This is a genomic window from bacterium, from assembly GCA_021108215.1.
GTDB lineage: Bacteria > Oederibacteriota > JAAXVQ01 > JAAXVQ01 > JAUVAV01 > JAIORK01.
In genome coordinates, this window is sequence record JAIORK010000045.1 from 103,811 (window position 1) to 121,839 (window position 18,029).

Sequence of the window (18,029 nt, forward strand, 5' to 3'; positions counted from 1 at the left end):
TAAATATCCTACAATTTTAATCCTGCCTGGCTTTCCTATTTTCAATCTGTGAAATCTGCGTAATCTGTGGATAACGATTTTCATCGTGCCTCATGGGATGATCACCAGTTTCCATTTACTCACATCATTGTCTTGACGCATGACCACCAAATAGGTCCCGGGCGCCAGCAGCCTGTCAAAACGGTTTTTCCCCTGCCAGGCAACCCGGCCCTGCCCGGCATGCATATATTCGTCCAAAAGTGTTATCAACCGCTTCCCCCGCATATCATAGACCTCAATTGAACCTTGCGCCGAACGAGGCACTTCATAAACCACTGTCATGGTTTCGCCGCGCTTTACCGGATTGGGATATGCATACGCCCTGATCTTGGGCGGTTTGATATCATTCATCACAATGCGTTCGTATTGCACCGTGGTAGGCCCCCAATTAAGCACCCTTTCCTGACGAACATAGCGGTCCGAGGGATCCACTGCGGACAAGGTATAGGCCTCATCCTGTGGAATTGGCACCAAAATACGGTAGTTGCCGTTAATATCGGAATAGGTCTCCCCAATCAGGTCTCCGTTTTGGCGGCGCAACTGTAGCCGGATATCAGGGAGCGGTTGGGTTGTGTCTTCAGCAAAAACATCACCGTAAATACCGGATTGAAATTCGACGAATACGGTATTAAAAATTACCGCTGCTGCCGTCGCTGTAATCACCCGCGTACCCACTTCCGTGGAACGCAACTCAACCTGATAGGTGCCGGGATTAAACGAATCTTCCTGAAACGTTGAAAGATCGATATCATACTGCCCGCCGCTGCCGGTGAAAATAAACTGGTCAACGGTCATCCCGAAAATCAGTGTCCCGTCCGTTTCCCGCATCGTGATGCGGATCAAAGAATAATCCTGCGGCTGGCCCGAAGCCAGAACAGGTGAAGTAGCTGTCATAAGACTGCTTTGTGCCAGGGGGGTGGCTGTCCAGCGCATCTGACCTGAGGCGTCATCGCTGCGTCCGCCGTAAACAATGCCGGTGCTATCATACCAGTCTCCCCACTCCACCACGCGCAGATAAAACGGATAGGTCCTCCCGTCCAGGGAACTGCGCGAGACAGTAATCCGGAAATTCTGTATGGCACCGAAAAATATGCTGTTATCAATGAAATACAGACCGGCCGTGCCGGTCACCTGCATCGGGTAATCCGGCGAATCAATCACACCGGTTGGTTCAATCGCCGAATTGTAATTGGTGTCTTCCAGATAGAAATATAAATGCTGCGTCGGGATGGCTGCCACGGGCTGGTTTTGACTGTTGCGCAAATGCACAGTCACATTGATGGTATTGCCTTCTGTTTCAACGGTTGTATTCGGAACCAGGTTGATATGGTGCCAAAGTCCTGCATCACCTGTTTCAAAACACCCCGTATCCGGATAAAGGTTCCCGGTATACGGGCGGGGCTGACCGTTATAATCGCTTGCCGGTGCGTTATGATTCTCATACATCATCGTCCCGAAACCTTCCCAGGAAACAGTCCCGCTGTCCGGAATAAAAGGATCGGTGGTAAAGGTTATTGGATAACACTTACTTTCACCCAGAGAGTCCTGACCGGTTCTGCTATTCCACTCTTTCATATTCGGAATATCCTCATCTATTGCCAATTCGGGAACATACTTGGCAAACAACTGGCCCGGACGAGGATAAATAAAGTTATAGCCGCTCTGCCAGGGAGGCGGGCTCCCGCTGGGAAACAAAGGTGTGAAATCATAGGTTATTTGCGGACCGCCGACACCTCCGTTGTCAACAATCAGATTATTGAAAATAACCGTCTCGATGCACTCCTCATGAATCTTGATACCAACTTCCCGGTTCCCTTTGATACAATTATTAACAATCATAGCATTGCGGGCATCATTTAGTTCTATCGCGGTCACGTTGAGCACGAACCAACTGTTCTGAATAACCGTATTCCAATTATTATCCAGATAAATTCCAATAGCCGTACCGGATAAACCGCAACTGTCAATCGTGATATCCGAAGAATCCGGTGCCAGTTCAAATCCGTATGTCAAGGCGTCATGATCCGTCTGATACAACCCGCAGCGTTCAAATACCGCTTGGTTGGTCTGGGTTGCGTAGACCAGCGGCTGCGGCGTAGGCGTGGCTGTCGGGGGAGTTGATGGATGCCAGGCAGTAAACACGCAATTTTCAAAAAGAACATCCTGGCTCTGTTCCAACCGGATATTACGGACAACACCCGTGTTCAAACCGGTCTGATCATCAAAATAGACATCGCAATCATTCCAAGTAACGTTATGACTGTTGAATATCCGGACAATACTTTCCAACGTGCTGCCCGCCGACATCATCGTATAATCCATTTTCACTTTGATAAAATATACCGGATTACAATTATCAATATCCACCATGGTGGTAAAATTATTCATGTTATTGGTTTGCATACCCAATTCCTGAAACACAATCGTCGTCGTACAGTTAATGGCGCTTATCAAATCATCAGCAAGATTAAGGTCGGTATTGCGGATAATCACATTGGCGGGAAGCATGGATGTGAAAAACATCGCCGTTGCATCTCCCCGCAATTCCACATAAGACAAATTTTTATAACTCAAAACAATTTGACCTGACTGGTGCACACCCGGCGAGAGCAGCACACGGGCATTGGCGGTATTGGCGGCTGACTCAAGTGCATCCAGGGCCTGCACCGCGCGGGTCACACTTCCAAATGCGGTTGCTTCCGTAAGGCCGTCATGACTGTCCCATCCGCTCACTGAAACATAAAAATTAACCAGACTGTTTGTCGGAGTTGCCGCTTCAATTGCAGGTGCTAAGAAAAAAAGCAGCACTGCAAAAACCATGAAAACTGTTCTTCGCATATCCCCCCCATTTGCCTAAAAAAACCAACACCGTCTGTATTATATAAAATAACAAAACCAATGTCCTCTTTTTTTCGACTCAATTACTCTTTTTTTAGTTCCGAAAATTTATTCATCACCGTAGGGAATGGTCAGCTTACCTGGCGAATGCCGGGCGACCATTCCCTACTTTAAGTGCATTGAATTTCTCCGCAGAATTCAGTTGCCTTTTCGCATGCTTTGACTATAATGTCAGCCGAACTCAAAGTGCCGTCTGGGCGCCAATCAATACTAAAGGAGTCACCATTATGCCGTTAGTCGGAAGTCAGGAAATGTTTAAAAAAGCTTATACAGGTGGTTATGCAATCGGAGGATTCAATGTTAATAACATGGAAATCCTCCAGGGCATCGTCGATGCCGCAACCGAGACAAACTCACCGCTGATTCTTCAGGTCAGTGCCGGCGCACGCAAATATGCCCGTCACGAATACCTAATCAAACTGGTGGAAGCTGCATTGCAAACAACGGAGATCCCCATTGTTCTGCATCTGGATCATGGCGAAGATTTTGAAATCTGCAAATCCTGCGTTGATGGCGGGTTCTCTTCGGTGATGGTCGATGCCTCCTCGCGCAGTTTCGAAGACAACATTGCTGAAACAAAAAAAGTTGTTGAGTACGCGCATGCCAAAGGCGTCTCAGTCGAAGCCGAGCTGGGAACCCTGGCCGGGGTTGAAGATGACGTCAATGTCAGTGCGGAAGATGCTTCCTACACCAACCCGGACCAGGTTAAAGAATTCGTGGAAAAAACCGGGGTGGACTCCCTGGCAATTGCCATCGGCACTTCTCACGGCGCCTATAAATTTAAAGGCGAAGCCAAACTGGATTTTGACCGTCTGGAAAAAATCTCCAAACTGGTTCCGGGTTTCCCGATCGTGCTGCATGGCTCCTCCTCGGTTCCTGAAAATCTGGTTGCCCAGTGCAACAAGTTCGGCGGTGACTTGCCGGGTGCCAAAGGCGTGCCGGAAGAAATGCTCCGCAAAGCGGCCACCAGCGCGGTCTGCAAAATCAACATTGATACAGACCTGCGTCTGGCCATGACCGCCACCATCCGAAAAGTTTTTGCTGAAAAACCGAGCGAATTTGACCCGCGTAAATATCTCGGCCCGGGCCGGGATGCCATCAAAGAGATCGTAAAACATAAAATCATCAATGTGCTTGGTTCCAACGATAAAATTTAAGACAATCGTTTTTTGTAGGGGACGGTCAGCTTGCCTGGCGAATGCCGGGCGACCGTTCCCTACAAAAATTCACGCCAATTTGAACAAACATACGGAATTCCGATGCATCCCCTCAGGAGTTCCCTAACAATATTTCATGTTTTTAGTTTCCCTTCCGATGCTGGTTTTACCAGATTGGGCAAAACGAATAAAACCCAAAAACCCAAGCAAGCGGGGTGATTAAGGTCCACGGACATCCCCCACCGGGACTCCGGGACCGTAAGAAGGCAAGGTGATACCATCATGGGTGAAATTTTAAAAAAATTCAACCGACTCAAACAAGATATACTGAAAGACCATACCCCGCATTACGACACGACCAAAACAATTATCCAAATCGGCTCCGCCACGTGCGAAAATGCCGCCGGCGCCGAAGACGTCAGGGCTGAATTCAATAAATTGATCATAGCCTCCGGCCGCAATGATATCATTATCAAACAGACCGGATGTACCGGCCGCTGTGCGCAGGAACCGATTGTGGGTGTCTTTGCCCCCGGACAATTCCCGATCAAATATGGTCAGGTCTTGGTTCCTCAGGTCCAGGAAATTTTCCAGAAACATGTTCTCAACGGCGAACCGGTCGTCAGTATGATTTTAGACAAAACAACCCAAAACCTGTATACCAGCTTGGTAACCTTTTCTTCACTTTCCACTGTCGCGACCGACCTGCCTAAAAAATGGGTGAAACGCTTCCACGACCGGCTGAAAACCAAGGGACTCAAACCAGATTCAATCCGCGCTTATGAGGGCGGATGCCTGGGGCTGCATCCCGTGGGCGGCGAAGGCGACAAAATCGGCATGATGGTTTTCCCTGAAAAAGTTGTCTACACCTTGAGCACCACCGAAGAATTGGACAAAATCATTCACTCACATTTTGTGGAACACAAAGTCTATGACGAACTATTGGCGGATATCGACCCGCTCATCAACCGTTTCTTCTCGCTCTACGGCGATGTCGCTTTTTTCAATAAACAAACCCGGCTGACTCTCCGCAACAGCGGTATTATCGATCCGGAAAATTTAGCGGACTATATTGCCAATGACGGCTTTGAAGCCCTGGCCACGGTTTTGGATAAAAATGATCCGGATTGGGTCATTTCCGAAATAACCCGGTCCGGGTTGCGCGGACGCGGCGGCGGCGGATATCCCACCGGACGCAAATGGAAAGACGCCATCATCAATCCGGATAAAACCAGATATGTCATCTGCAATGCCGACGAAGGTGATCCCGGTGCCTACATGGACCGCAGTACCCTGGAAGGCGATCCCTTCAGTATTGTCCACGGTATGATAATCGGCGCTTTTGCCATCCGTGCCCAAAAGGGCTTCCTCTATGTTCGCGCTGAATATCCGCTCGCCATCAAACGCCTGGAAATCGCGATTGACCAATGCCGCAAAGTTAATCTATTGGGTAAAAATATCCTGGGATCAGGATTTGATTTCGATCTGGAAATCCGGCTTGGTGCCGGCGCTTTTGTCTGCGGCGAAGAAACCGCGCTCATGCTTTCGATTGAAGGCAAGCGGGGGCAGCCCCGTCTGCGCCCTCCTTATCCAACCCAATCCGGACTTTGGGGACATCCGACCGTACTCAACAATGTCGAGACCTGGTCCAATATTCCGATCATCATCCGGCACGGCGCTGATTGGTTTTCCCGCATCGGTACTGAAAAAAGCAAAGGCACCAAAGTTTTTGCTTTGGCCGGGAAAATTAAAAATTCCGGATTGGTCGAGGTTCCCATGGGAACCACTTTACGCGAGATTATCTATGACATTGGCGGCGGTGTCGAAGATGGTCACACACTCAAAGCCGTCCAGACCGGTGGTCCGTCCGGCGGATGTATTCCTGCCGACAAAATCGATACCCCGGTTGATTACGACAGCTTGGCCGCCGTCGGGTCCATTATGGGTTCGGGCGGAATGATTGTACTCGATGATAGAGACTGCATGGTATCCACTGCGAAATTTTTCCTGGAATTCACCCAGGATGAGTCCTGCGGCAAGTGTGTCCCCTGCCGCGAAGGGACTTTACGCATGCTTGAAATCCTCGAAAGAATTACCGACGGCCGCGGTACCATGGCGGATCTGGACAAACTAGAGCGCCTGGGCAATTTAATCAAAAAAACGTCTTTGTGCGGGCTCGGCCAAAGTGCACCCAATCCGGTATTGAACGCCTTAAAAAATTTCCGGCGGGAATTTGAAGTCCATGTCAAAGAAAAACACTGCCCCACACAACGTTGCACCAAACTGGTCAAATTTGATATCAATCCGGAAGCTTGTACCGGCTGCACACTCTGCGCCCGGCGTTGTCCGGTTGCCTGCATATCCGGGACCGCACGCCAACCCCATGTCATTGACCAATCACGCTGCATCAAATGCGGCGAATGTTTTAATGTCTGCAAATTTGATGCAGTCATCAAGCATTAATATTTCACGCAAAGGATCGTGACCATGAAAACAATCAACTTAATCATTGATAACATGCCTGTCAGCGTTTCTGAACAAACCACAATTATGGAAGCGGCGCAAACCACGGGAATCCATATCCCGCGTTTGTGCTACCATCCTGATCTCTCCGTCGAGGGTGCCTGCCGTATCTGTATCGTCGAAGTTGAAGGCGCGCGGACTTTCCAAACCTCCTGTTCCACCCTTGTCCGGGAGGGTATGCAAGTACGCACCAATTCGCCTGAAATACGCCAGGCGCGCAGAGACTTGGTTGAGCTGATTTTAGACAACCATCCGCGCGAATGTCAGACCTGCGAGCGGGACGGTCAGTGCGAATTGCAGGATTTGGCCTACTCACTCGGTGTCAGGGAACGCCTGTTCGAGGGTGAGCGCAAACGCTTTGAACAGGAAAGTTCGAGCCTTTCCGTTGTGCGTGATTCGGAAAAATGCATTCTCTGCCACCGCTGTATCCGGGTTTGTTCCGAGATTCAGGGGGTCCATAACCTGAGCCAGCTGCATCGCGGGGTTAAAACCGTGGTCGCGCCGGCATTTGAAGCACCGCTGGCGAACTCGGTCTGTATCAATTGCGGACAGTGCATCAATGTCTGCCCGACCGCCGCGTTTTTAGAGAAACGTTCCACAGATGATGTCTGGCAGGCGTTGGCAGATCCAAAAAAACATGTGGTTGCCCAAATCGCACCTTCAATCCGGGCAGCGATCGGGGAAGGATTCGGCATGGCACCTGGAACCCCGGCCACGTTGCAAACTGTGACGGCGTTGCGCCGCCTGGGATTTGACGCAGTTTTTGACACTAATTTCGGCGCTGACCTGACAGTGGTGGAAGAAGCCCATGAATTTGTCCACCGTTTGGAAAAAAACGAGAATCTGCCGTTGCTCACTTCCTGTTCCCCGGGTTGGATTAAATATATGGAGCACTTCTTTCCGGAGCTGATTCCTCACGCATCCACATGCCGGTCCCCCATGACTATGCTCTCGGCATTGCTGAAAACATATTATGCGGAATTAAAAAACATTGATCCCAATGACATTTATGTTGTAGGAATCATGCCGTGTACAGCTAAAAAATTTGAGATCCAGCGTCCGGAGCACCGTACGGAAAACGGTGTCCCGCTGACAGATGAAGTCCTGACCACCCGCGAACTGATCTGGATGATCAAAGCTTATGGCATTGATTTCGGCAAATTGCCGGAAGACGAATTTGATGCACCGCTGGGTTTTTCCTCCGGTGCAGCGGATATTTTCGGTGCCACCGGCGGTGTAATGGAAGCGGCCTTAAGAACAGCTGTGGAAAAAGTTACCGGCCAACCACTCAAGAATATCAACTTCACCCAGGTGCGCGATGCCGAAGGACTCAAAGAGGCATCCCTTGAGGTTGGCGGCAAAACCCTGAATGTGGCGGTGGCCAACGGATTGACCAATGCCCGGATCATCCTGGAAAAAGTCAAAGCCGGCGAAAAGCAGTACCATCTGATTGAACTCATGGCCTGCCCGGGTGGATGCATCGGCGGCGGCGGACAGCCCTACCCGCCTGAAGGCCACTACATTTTGGACAAAGAAATTTTAAAAAAACGCGCGCAAGCGCTTTATTCGATTGATCAAAAAAAGCAGGTACGCAAGTCGCATGAAAATCCTTATATCAAAGACCTGTATGATAAGTATCTTAAAAAACCGGGCAGTGAATTGGCGCACAAACTGCTGCATACCAAGTACGAGTCCCGTTTCCCGAGAGGTGTCAAATGACGACAGAAATAAAAAGCACACTGCATGCCGATATTATTACCTTTATTGAGGAATGCCTGCAAAAGGAACATTCCGAAAGCTACCTCATGGCTGTTTTACATAAAGTCCAGGACCAATATGGTTACTTATCCCAGGAGCACATGTATGAAGTTGCCCAGCGGCTTCAAGTTCCTGCTTCAACGGTGAGCGGTGTTTCCACTTTTTACCATTTCTTCCGATTGAAACCACGCGGACGACATACCATCTCAGTCTGTATGGGGACTGCCTGTTTTGTGAAAAGTGCGGACAAAATACTGGAAGCTTTTCAGACAGAACTGGGAATCAAGATGGGCGAAACCACCAAGGACAACATGTTCTCTTTGGAAAACACCCGCTGCCTCGGCGTCTGCGGTCTGGCACCGGTCGTCACCATTGACGGCAAAGTCTTCTCGCGGGTGACGCCCCAGCAGGTTACGGAAATGATAAATCATACTCTGGCTGAGGATACTGAGAAAAAAACGTAACCCAAAACAACAAAAAAATCATATCACGCAAAGTCGCCAAGTCTGCAAAGTAAAACAATCGAATAAAAAAACCACAGGCTTACCCGGCACCCGGCATTCGCCGGGCAAGTACGCCGGGCAGGCTGCCTGTGGTTTTTTTATCTATATTTTTATTTACCTGTACGGTTTCAATTTTATCCAACCCTTCATTTGTGACAATTCTCGGATGAATATTTATATTTTATATATCCTTCAACAGCGGATTGTTTTTGTCTTTTTCAGAAAAACGATACGCAACATCCAGTACGGGCCACTGAATATTTATCTCCGGATCATTCCACAAAACCCCTCGATCATATTCAGAAAAATAGTGCTCGGATACTTTGTAGACCACATCAGTATCCTCTGCCAAAGAACAAAAACCATGAGCAAAATCCGGCGGTATATAAAGCATATATTTATTTTCCTCACTCAATACTTCACTTACCCACTGACCGCGTGTGGGCGAATCCTTACGAATATCCACCGCGACATCAAAAACAGCGCCACGCACCACGCGCACCAATTTACCCTGTCCGTGAGGTGCCGCCTGAAAATGCAACCCCCGCAATACGCCTTTGGCGCTGCGGCTATGATTGTCTTGCACAAATTCATCAAAAATTCCATTTTCAGCGAATCGTTGTTTGTGATAACTCTCCAGGAAAAATCCCCGCACATCATCCAATTGCTTTGGTTTGATTAAACAGACTTCCTTAAGCTGTAAGGGAACAAATTGCATCAGCTTTTACACCTCCTGAATTCATCTTCCTAAAATTATAACACAAATCACTTTCCATTTGACCCCGGGACGTGAGCCAGCTACAATCAACCAATCCACTTCCCGGAGGTATTTTTTGAACACTGTATGGATTGGCCTCATTCTTCTGGCAGTCGTCACCGCAGCCGTCAAGGGCACCATGCCCGAAGTATCCAAAGCTGCATTTGATTATGCTAAAATCGCGGTTGAACTTTCCCTGGGTCTGGTCGGAACTATGGCACTTTTTCTGGGACTTATGAAAATTGCCCAGGATGCCGGTATGATCCAGGCCCTGGCGCGACTGCTGCGCCCTTTATTCAAATTTCTTTTCCCCAAAGTTCCCAGCGACCACCCGGCCCTCGGAGCCATTGCCCTAAATATGGGTGCCAATATGCTGGGCTTGGGTGATGCCGCCACCCCCATGGGACTCAAGGCCATGCAGGAATTGCAGAAATTAAACCCGTCCAAAGATACTGCCACAGATGCCATGTGCACTTTTTTAGCCCTCAATTCAAGCTCGGTCCAGTTGGTACCTGTTATGGTAATTGGATTGCGCGCATCCTCAGGTTCACAAAACCCATCCGAAATCATTATCGCTGCGATTATAGCCACCACCTGTTCCACGATCGTAGCCATCACGGCAGCCAAATTTTTTTCCCGTCTGCCCTACTTTAAAAAATCTCATCCCCCGGGAGGCGAACCATGAAAGATTTTCTCGCGCTCGCTTCCAACTGGGTGGTACCTTTGCTTCTTTTGGGCATTCCACTTTATGCCTATGCTTTCCGCAAGGTCAATGTTTATGAGAGCTTCATTGACGGAGCCAAAGAGGGCTTTTGGATCGGGGTCAAAATTATTCCCTATCTGGTGGCCATCCTGGTAGCCATCGGAATGTTCCGCGCCAGCGGTGCCATGCACCTGCTGGTCACCTTGCTCAAACCCCTTACGGTTTGGACCGGTTTCCCGGCGGAAGCGTTGCCGGTTGCCCTGTTGCGGCCTTTGTCCGGCTCAGGCACCTTGGGTCTGATCTCAGATATTTTCAACACATTGGGCCCGGATGGATTTGTCGGGAAATTGGTAAGTGTGATTGAAGGGAGTACGGAAACCACTTTTTATGTATTAGCAATTTATTTTGGCTCTATTGCAATCCGCAAGACCCGGCATGCCTTGCCGGCATCTTTGCTCGGGGATCTTACCGGGGTGGTGGCTGCCTTTATTGTCTGCAGCCTGCTTTTTTAACATGGCCGAAATGGTTCGTGCGCCTCAGCTTACTTTAGGTGATACCATTGCCTTGCTTTCACCCGCCTCCCCGCCGCCGCGTGGTGGAATCCCCCGCGCCATGACCCAATTGCGTCAATTGGGATTTCATCCGGTTCTGGGAAAAAACGCCGAAAAACGTACCGGCTATCTGGCTGGAACCGACCGGCAGCGGACACGCGATTTCCAGGACATGCTTACTAAAAAAACTATAAAAGCAATTTTTTGTACTCGCGGGGGATACGGTATCTCCCGTCTGCTGGAACAACTGGATTTGCGCTGTGTGAGACAACAGCCAAAAATTATTGTCGGTTATTCAGACCTTACACTGCTTCATCTGGCATTGCAAAAAGCCGGCCTGATCAGTTTTTGGGGTCCCATGCCTGCCAGTGCAACCGGTTTAAGCCCCTTTGCCGCCACCTGGATGAAAAAAGCCCTCTATCAATCCCAACCCATCGGACTACTGCCACCGGGAAAAGCGGCTCTGTTTCGCGGATCGTGTCAAGGCCGCCTCACCGGCGGCACCTTAAGTCTTCTGGCGGCCAGCATAGGGACGCCCTATGAAATAAAAACAAAAGATAGAATTGTGTTTCTCGAGGATATTGGTGAAGAACCTTACCGATTGGACCGTTTGTTGACCCAATTACTGGCAGCAGGTAAGTTGACGGATGCGGCAGGCATTGTCCTGGGTGAATTTCGTGCCTGCCAACCTGCGTCACAACACAAGCGACTAAGCTTTACTGTGCAGGAAGTCCTGACAGACCGGCTTGTTCCTTTACGCATCCCGGTAATTTCCGGATTTCCAATCGGGCATATCCCGGACCAGGTCACGCTCCCGTATGGTGTGCCGGCCAAACTAAACGCACACACTCGCAGCCTGGAAATCCTCGAACCGGCCGTGAAATAATTACAACCATCTTGTCCGCGAATTCGAACCAAAATCTCAAACATATCCACAAATGTACACAAATAAAAACGAATAAAGCAAAAGAAAAGAAATCAACCCTAAAATATTTTAAGGGTTTGAATTTATTTGTATTGATTCGTGGATAGCTTTGATTTTTTTTTAGCGGATCATTCTTTTTCTCGGGTATTCCATCCCAGGGAGGAATAGAGGGCGCAGACACCGGCCAGCGCAGTAATCAATAAATAGGCGGCAATCAATAACAATAACGCATTGAGCGCACTTCGCGGCTCGCGGGTAAACGCGGTAATACCACAAACCGTTCCTAAAAAAAAACGAATCCCTTTATCCAAAACACCGATATTTTTCATTATTTAATCAGGGCAACCCTAAAGCGTTTATGGAGTTTTTTACCCTTTACCATGACAATATACACACCCGATGCAACGGTCTCGCCCTGTTCATTTTTCCCATCCCACTCCGGAATAATATCACGTGTCACGGTTTCTTTGTCCAGCAGGGTTTTAATGTGGGTTCCGCTCTGGCTAAAAACTTTGATCGTCACCGCTTCGTGCAACGTATTCAAATAATTTATCCGGAGCGTTTCACCGCGCAGGGGGTAAAAATAATTGTGATTGATACTCACCAGCACGTTAATCACCTCGGTATTTGTCGGGGTAATTGTACTGGTAGGCGAAATCGTGGATGTTTGGGTAATCGTGGGGGTCAGTGTAATCGTCGGGGTCATTGTATACGTCTGGGAAATTGTCGCAGTCGGTGTGACCGTCGGCGTCAGTGTATCGGTTTGAGTAATCGTCGGCGTCAGTGTAATCGTCGGAGTGATCGTTTCTGTCATCGTCAACGTAGGCGTAAACGTCTCGGTCGAAGCTGCCAACACATTGCCGGCATTTGCTCCGGCGAACATTATCAATAAAAACAAGACCATCTTTTTCATGCATGCACCTCAGGGAAAAACCTCTGGTTAAGGCTTTGACTATTTTTTAGATTCTCAAGTATAAATGTCCAATTCATGAAAAGCAATGACAAATTCATCCGCAACGTCGTTTATTCTATAATCGGGCTCAAAGAAAATTGATAGTCTTGTTGCTCAACCAATTTCCAGTTTTCTTCTCCGGTTTGAAGACCATATTTTTTTTCAATGAACATGCTGCCTTCCCGGGGACGTCCTTGTTGGGAGTCAAAAAGCACCTCACCTTCAACTTTAAACCGGCTTTCCTGAAAATTGATTTTTTCAAATTCCGTTATTCCCATCTGTTTACCCAGCTGGGTCAGCTCATCACCGCTAAATTCCATCTCACTGTTAAAAACAATGACCAAGCCCCGGTCCAAATCGGATTTGAGTTTAAACACAGTTGTCAAGGGATGGTCCCAGGCAACAACCTGGGGCGCTGCAACACCTTGGTATGTCCATTGCCTGCCAACCCAGACAGCCTCCTCGGATAAAATCGTCATGAGTACCGGCGGAATTTTAATGGTTTTGACGACAATTTTTCCGATCGCGCGGTTTTTACCCAGAAGCTGTATCAATTCATGATTAAAATTCAATTGACTTCCCTGGGGTGCTGTCTGGTTTTGCTGAACACCTTGCGCATCAATTGTGACAATCGCCAAAGGCCGGCTAACCAGCTCCTGATAGCGCTCAAATTCTTCTGTTGTAAAATAGTCCTCAAACCCTTCAGAAGTACCGAACCAAGTGATTTCCCCGTTTTGCGGACTTAATTCCAAACTAAAATGACCCGCATTGTCATGAATGCTAATATTGACAAGATGATACCGGGCGCGAATTCCACTCTCGGATGTCGGCTCAGTGCTTAAACGAAACGCTGCCGCCACATTCACGATATCCGTTTTTTCCAGAAAAGCCTTCCCCTGATGCGCCTTTACCAATCTATCGGTAAAGGTATATTTGGCCTCTACCCGGTAATTTCCCTGATCAAAAAACCGGTAACGTAATTGGTATTGCCTGGCAGGATCGCCCGGCGCACAGGCTGCCAGCCCCCAACAAAAAAAAATGATCGCTATCCAATGAATCTGTCTCAATGAAAATACCCCCTTGTAATGCTCAGGCAATCAGTTTAAAATTCCCGGCCGCAGGTTGCAAGATTTTTTTAAATAAAAAAAACATTTTATCCAAATTAAAAAATACGACAACTAACAGGATCGCCCTAAGTGCTGATTTTAAAGAAAAAAACTTGTCCGGCGGATGCGGGACGCACCACAAGTTCTGATGGAACATCAGGAGACTTTATCGTCAAATCCTGCTCTAGCGTATGGACACAGTATCAGTTTTCCTTTAAAAATCAGTACTTAGGGTGAACAGAAAACAGCGTGTTTTATAACTCGGACATCCGTGTAAAAAAAAGGAAAAAATGTCAAAACTGGGGAAACTGCTTCCGAAAGGTTATGAAAACTATACTTCATTCAATATTTTTTTAATTTCCCTCTCCAGTTCACGCGGTTCAAACGGTTTGGTTAAATAAGCGGTCGCACCCGCATCCTTGCCTTTTTGAATATTACTCGGGTCAGCCAATACGGTCAGAAGCATGACGGGGATTGCTTTGGTGGCATCCTCGCTTTTCAACCGGCGGCATATCTCATACCCGTCAAAACCAGGCATCATGACATCTAAAATGATCAAATCCGGGTGAAAGGTTTCAAGCTTTTCCAACAATTCACTCCCATCTTTTGCCAATGCAACGGAATAATTATTGAAGGCCAATATTTTTTCAACCAGACCCAGAATATCTTTTTCATCATCGACAACAATAATCTTTTTTTTCACACTTTCCTCCCAGGCGCATTTTCCTGCCGCCTAATAAATCATCCCCGCACTCCCCCACAGTACGCCGGGCAAGAGTGCGGAGTATTCAGGTAACTCTCACCCTTTATCCCTCTCCCTAAAAAGGAGAGTGGATGCGGTAACCCCGGACTAAAGTCCGGGGACTACTTTGATATATTGATAGAATCGGAAAATTTCGCCTATCCATTAGTTTTTTTCAACAAATACCAATCCCCCAACCGGTCGGTCCCAGATGCGTCCCGATGACACCGCCGATTTTTACTTGGGTTATATGACCAAAATCAAAGGCGAGTGATGTCATGGCCTTCTGCAACACAACGCCATAGTCCTCAACCATCGCCGTTAGCAGTACCACCTGATGACAAACGCCGTATTTTTCTATATGCGCCCGGGCCAGCTTTGCCATCATCCGGCAGGCCGCTTCCACGGAACGCGCTTTATTAATCACCTCAATCTCTCCGCTATTTTCATGCAATGCCATCAACGGCCGAATACCGAGATATTTTCCGATCAAAGCCCGGGCCTTGCCGATCCGGCCGCCGCGCTGCAACGACTCAAGACTGTCTACAGAAAAATAAATGGCAGTCCGCGGAAGCTGCATGATTATTTTCTCAATAACCGCATCAAATCCCATACCGTTTTTAACCAATTGATTGGCATATCGGACCAAAGCCCCCAGCGAACCGGTCGTGGTTTTTGAATCAATCACCTTGATTTTCATTTCCGGCACCATCGTGGCCGCGACGGTCGCGGATTGTGCGGTCCCGGAAAATTTCCGGGTGATATGAATACAAACAATCTGTGTATAGCCCTCTTTCTGAAGTTCCTGAAAAAGATTTAAAAATTTCCCCGGCGGCGGCTGTGACGTTGTGGGATGTTTTTTTGCTGTTTGTAATTTTTCATAAAACTGCGCCGGGGATAAATCAACCCCATCCAAAACCTCCTCTTCACCGAAATAAATACTGAGCGGAACCATATAAATGCCTTCCTCGGTTAAAAGGGTCCGGGGTAGATCGCAGGTGCTGTCAGTTACAATCGCAATACGGTCGGCCATGATCGCCTCCTGTAAAAATATCCGTCCGATACTAAAAACCGGATGGAATCGATTTGATTGCTCATTTGTTCAGCTGTCACTATCCACAAATGCGTGCTTGTGCTGTGCTTCCATATCATCAACTTTTTTCCAGGTGATATGACCCAGCCGGGAAATCTTTTTAAAAATGGTTTCAGCATTCTTCGTATGCATATGCACCTTGAATAATCCGCGCTCCGCTGAAGCAATCATGAGTTCTTCGCCCATTGGCTGCAGGACCGCTGTCAGCTCACTCCGCGTCAATTTTTCACCATGGATTATAAACTCCGCACAATATTTATATTCTGAAATTTTAACAGGACGCGCCGACCGGGCGGCAGCCGGCATCAAGGGTGTATGTATTGCCGCCTCGGCTTGAAGTGATTGCCGGAAATTAAACCGCACCATACCTTCAAGAAAATACACCAAACCCATCCCGCCGGCATCCACGACATTATTATCTTTAAGAACTTTTAATTGTTTAGGCGTATTTTCCAATGCCCTTTCCGCCCCCCGCCAGGCGGAAACCATGACATCAATCAGGTTCCGGCTTTTCCGTGCCTCTTCAACCGCCTCTTTGGCTGCCGCCTCACCGACGCTCAAAATCGTACCTTCCACCGGATTGTCAATTCTTTCTCTTGCCCGAGTGCTCCCTACTTGAAAAGCCAGTGCCAAATCCCGGGCGGAGAGTGATTTTTTATCCCCGACCGCTTCTGCAAAACCGGCAAAAAAACCGGATAGAATCATGCCTGAGCATCCCCGGCCGCCCATCAGCGTACCGCGTGCCGCTGCCCAGGCCACCTCCGAAGCACTGCCGCCCTGCACACTCTCAATTTCTTTTCGGGCTGCTTGCAGCGCATGATGCATATTTTTTCCGGTGTCTCCATCCGGAACAGGAAAAACATTCATCTTATCAAGATGCTGTCTGAAATGTCCAAACCAGGCGATCCCTGCCAGAAGTGCATTTTTAATACGCCGACCATGGAGCATTTTCACCGGGTATTTCCTCCAAAAAAACAGATTTAGGAATAGCATGCATTATACCAGACTGAGACCCGGCATAAAAGGTTTCTCCACGATGCTGCCTAAAAAAAAAGCGAGGGTCAAAAACCCTCGCTTTTTAAAAATACCTGCCTTGCATTACACTACTTTTATCGGCACCCGGTTTTCCCATACACCATGCAAATTACACCTGGCCCGGACCACCAGCTCTGCAGATTCATTTAATTTAACCGTAAAAGAAACCGGTGTACTGGAGACCGTTGCGCTCATCTCTGCCCGTCCTAAATAGCCTTCATTGGCATAGAGTTCAACCCACTGTATCCAATGGCCGCCTTCATCCGGATGCGGTAAATGCTTACCCAGAGTAATGGTCACAACAAAAGCCTCGCGTGCCTTCACCTGGGCCGGTACCTGAATATCCGGCACATGCTTTTTTTCCAGGTCCGTCATGGCAGCCGGATCTTTGACCCGGTTGATCCCATTAAAAAGCGGTTCATTCATACTGCACCCCCGCTTATTTCAAACTAAGCATAGGAACCGTATCGCCGCCCATCACAGTAACCGGCAGCTTACCGTCCCATTTCTTGATCCATTCCAAAGACACAATATCCTTGGTAACCTGCATACGGATCAAGCGCTGCTTTTCAGCTTCCGCCTGCGCTTCCAGAATAACCTGTTCTTTATACTCCATCGCCTGCCTTTTTTTATACTCAGCAGTCTTGATCTTCTGCTCTTCAATCTGTTTTTGCTCAACCACGCGGTTAAATTCCGCAGAAAATTCAATATCCGTCAGATTGACATCCTCAACAATAATATTGTACACAGCCAGCTTTTTTTTCAAGATATCGGCAATCACAGCTTTTAATTTAGGCCGCTCAACAATAATATTTTCCACCGGGAACAGCGCTGTACCGGCTTTGACCGCTTCCTGAATCGCCGGGTCAATCACCTTCCGTTCAAAATCCACGCCCACTTCCTGGTAAAGCGTGGAAACTTTCTGGCCGTCCAAATGGTAGTTGACCACGGTCCGCAAATTGACTTCCTGCAAATCCTTGGAAGCACCCTGACTGATCCGGTCCATTTTCTGGGTTTTAATATCAAATTTCACCACATTTTCAATAGCCGGAATCTTGAAATTCAGACCTTCCTGCATGACTACAATCTTCACCCCGGAAAGACGCGAGAAAACCACACCGCGTTCACCCGGACCAATGATTGCAATCGGGTTGAGAACAAACAGCAGGATTAAAATTGCGCCAATAACGGCAATCCCGCCGAACCCCTTGATTGAATCTTTGTTAAATGGTTTTTTCATTTCAAATTCTTCCATAATTTTTTCCTCCTTTTTCATTTACAAAATCT

17 protein-coding genes are annotated in these 18,029 nt (G+C 48.1%); 7 read left to right on the top strand and 10 right to left on the bottom strand.

All coding sequences use genetic code 11. The features are described 5' to 3' along the window. Positions 1-90: 90 nt before the first annotated feature. On the bottom strand, positions 91-2,877 hold the full coding sequence (locus K8S19_10520) for a right-handed parallel beta-helix repeat-containing protein (protein MCD4814110.1): 2,787 nt from the start codon (positions 2,875-2,877) through the stop codon (positions 91-93). A gap of 287 nt (positions 2,878-3,164) precedes the next feature. On the opposite strand from K8S19_10520, the gene fba reads away from it, so the two are divergent. The 4 genes from fba (at position 3,165) to nuoE (ending at position 8,839) form a co-directional block, all read left to right on the top strand. Beyond that, positions 3,165-4,094 carry a class II fructose-1,6-bisphosphate aldolase gene (fba, locus tag K8S19_10525; GenBank protein MCD4814111.1) on the top strand — a complete coding sequence of 310 codons (930 nt, stop codon included), beginning with the start codon at positions 3,165-3,167 and terminating at the stop codon, positions 4,092-4,094. A 627-nt stretch (positions 4,095-4,721) separates the two neighbouring features. Beyond that, positions 4,722-6,557 carry an NADH-quinone oxidoreductase subunit NuoF gene (gene nuoF, locus K8S19_10530; protein MCD4814112.1) on the top strand — a complete coding sequence of 612 codons (1,836 nt, stop codon included), beginning with the start codon at positions 4,722-4,724 and terminating at the stop codon, positions 6,555-6,557. Positions 6,558-6,581: 24 nt separating this feature from the next. Then, entirely contained in the window at positions 6,582-8,336 is a 1,755-nt protein-coding gene (locus tag K8S19_10535; GenBank protein MCD4814113.1) for a [FeFe] hydrogenase, group A, read from the top strand. Continuing rightward, positions 8,333-8,839, top strand: coding sequence for an NADH-quinone oxidoreductase subunit NuoE (gene nuoE, locus K8S19_10540; GenBank protein ID MCD4814114.1), 507 nt, complete (start codon positions 8,333-8,335; stop codon positions 8,837-8,839). The genes K8S19_10535 and nuoE overlap by 4 nt, the downstream gene beginning before the upstream one ends. Positions 8,840-9,059: 220 nt before the next feature. On the opposite strand, the gene rfbC is transcribed toward nuoE, so the two are convergent. Further along, on the bottom strand, positions 9,060-9,596 hold the full coding sequence (gene rfbC, locus K8S19_10545) for a dTDP-4-dehydrorhamnose 3,5-epimerase (GenBank protein MCD4814115.1): 537 nt from the start codon (positions 9,594-9,596) through the stop codon (positions 9,060-9,062). A gap of 178 nt (positions 9,597-9,774) precedes the next feature. On the opposite strand from rfbC, the gene K8S19_10550 reads away from it, so the two are divergent. The 3 genes from K8S19_10550 to K8S19_10560 are packed head-to-tail and all read left to right on the top strand — an operon-like array spanning position 9,775 to position 11,775. Further along, a complete protein-coding gene (locus K8S19_10550; protein ID MCD4814116.1) occupies positions 9,775-10,320 on the top strand; it encodes a nucleoside recognition protein in 546 nt (181 codons plus the stop codon). Continuing rightward, the gene (locus tag K8S19_10555) at positions 10,317-10,850 is read left to right on the top strand and encodes a spore maturation protein (GenBank protein ID MCD4814117.1); all 534 of its coding nucleotides are present in this window, start codon (positions 10,317-10,319) and stop codon (positions 10,848-10,850) included. The genes K8S19_10550 and K8S19_10555 overlap by 4 nt, the downstream gene beginning before the upstream one ends. A gap of 1 nt (position 10,851) precedes the next feature. Beyond that, positions 10,852-11,775 (top strand): LD-carboxypeptidase, encoded by a 924-nt coding sequence (locus K8S19_10560; protein MCD4814118.1) that lies wholly within the window; start codon positions 10,852-10,854, stop codon positions 11,773-11,775. Between the two features lie 167 nt (positions 11,776-11,942). Here the strand turns inward: K8S19_10560 and K8S19_10565 are convergent, their stop codons facing one another. The 8 genes from K8S19_10565 to K8S19_10600 all read right to left on the bottom strand — a co-directional run bounded on the left by K8S19_10565 (position 11,943) and on the right by K8S19_10600 (position 17,997). Further along, the gene (locus K8S19_10565; GenBank protein ID MCD4814119.1) at positions 11,943-12,143 is read right to left on the bottom strand and encodes a DUF2892 domain-containing protein; all 201 of its coding nucleotides are present in this window, start codon (positions 12,141-12,143) and stop codon (positions 11,943-11,945) included. Beyond that, on the bottom strand, positions 12,143-12,727 hold the full coding sequence (locus K8S19_10570; GenBank protein MCD4814120.1) for a hypothetical protein: 585 nt from the start codon (positions 12,725-12,727) through the stop codon (positions 12,143-12,145). The genes K8S19_10565 and K8S19_10570 overlap by 1 nt, the downstream gene beginning before the upstream one ends. 110 nt (positions 12,728-12,837) lie before the next feature. Then, on the bottom strand, positions 12,838-13,833 hold the full coding sequence (locus K8S19_10575; GenBank protein MCD4814121.1) for a hypothetical protein: 996 nt from the start codon (positions 13,831-13,833) through the stop codon (positions 12,838-12,840). A gap of 370 nt (positions 13,834-14,203) precedes the next feature. Beyond that, the gene (locus tag K8S19_10580) at positions 14,204-14,575 is read right to left on the bottom strand and encodes a response regulator (GenBank protein MCD4814122.1); all 372 of its coding nucleotides are present in this window, start codon (positions 14,573-14,575) and stop codon (positions 14,204-14,206) included. A 214-nt stretch (positions 14,576-14,789) separates the two neighbouring features. Continuing rightward, on the bottom strand, positions 14,790-15,647 hold the full coding sequence (locus tag K8S19_10585) for a DegV family protein (GenBank protein ID MCD4814123.1): 858 nt from the start codon (positions 15,645-15,647) through the stop codon (positions 14,790-14,792). Between the two features lie 69 nt (positions 15,648-15,716). After that, complete coding sequence (locus K8S19_10590) at positions 15,717-16,661, bottom strand: DAK2 domain-containing protein (protein MCD4814124.1); 945 nt, start codon at positions 16,659-16,661, stop codon at positions 15,717-15,719. 144 nt (positions 16,662-16,805) lie between these two features. Further along, positions 16,806-17,117 (bottom strand): class II SORL domain-containing protein, encoded by a 312-nt coding sequence (locus tag K8S19_10595; GenBank protein ID MCD4814125.1) that lies wholly within the window; start codon positions 17,115-17,117, stop codon positions 16,806-16,808. Between the two features lie 64 nt (positions 17,118-17,181). Further along, positions 17,182-17,997 (bottom strand): prohibitin family protein, encoded by an 816-nt coding sequence (locus K8S19_10600; GenBank protein MCD4814126.1) that lies wholly within the window; start codon positions 17,995-17,997, stop codon positions 17,182-17,184. Positions 17,998-18,029 lie beyond the last annotated feature (32 nt).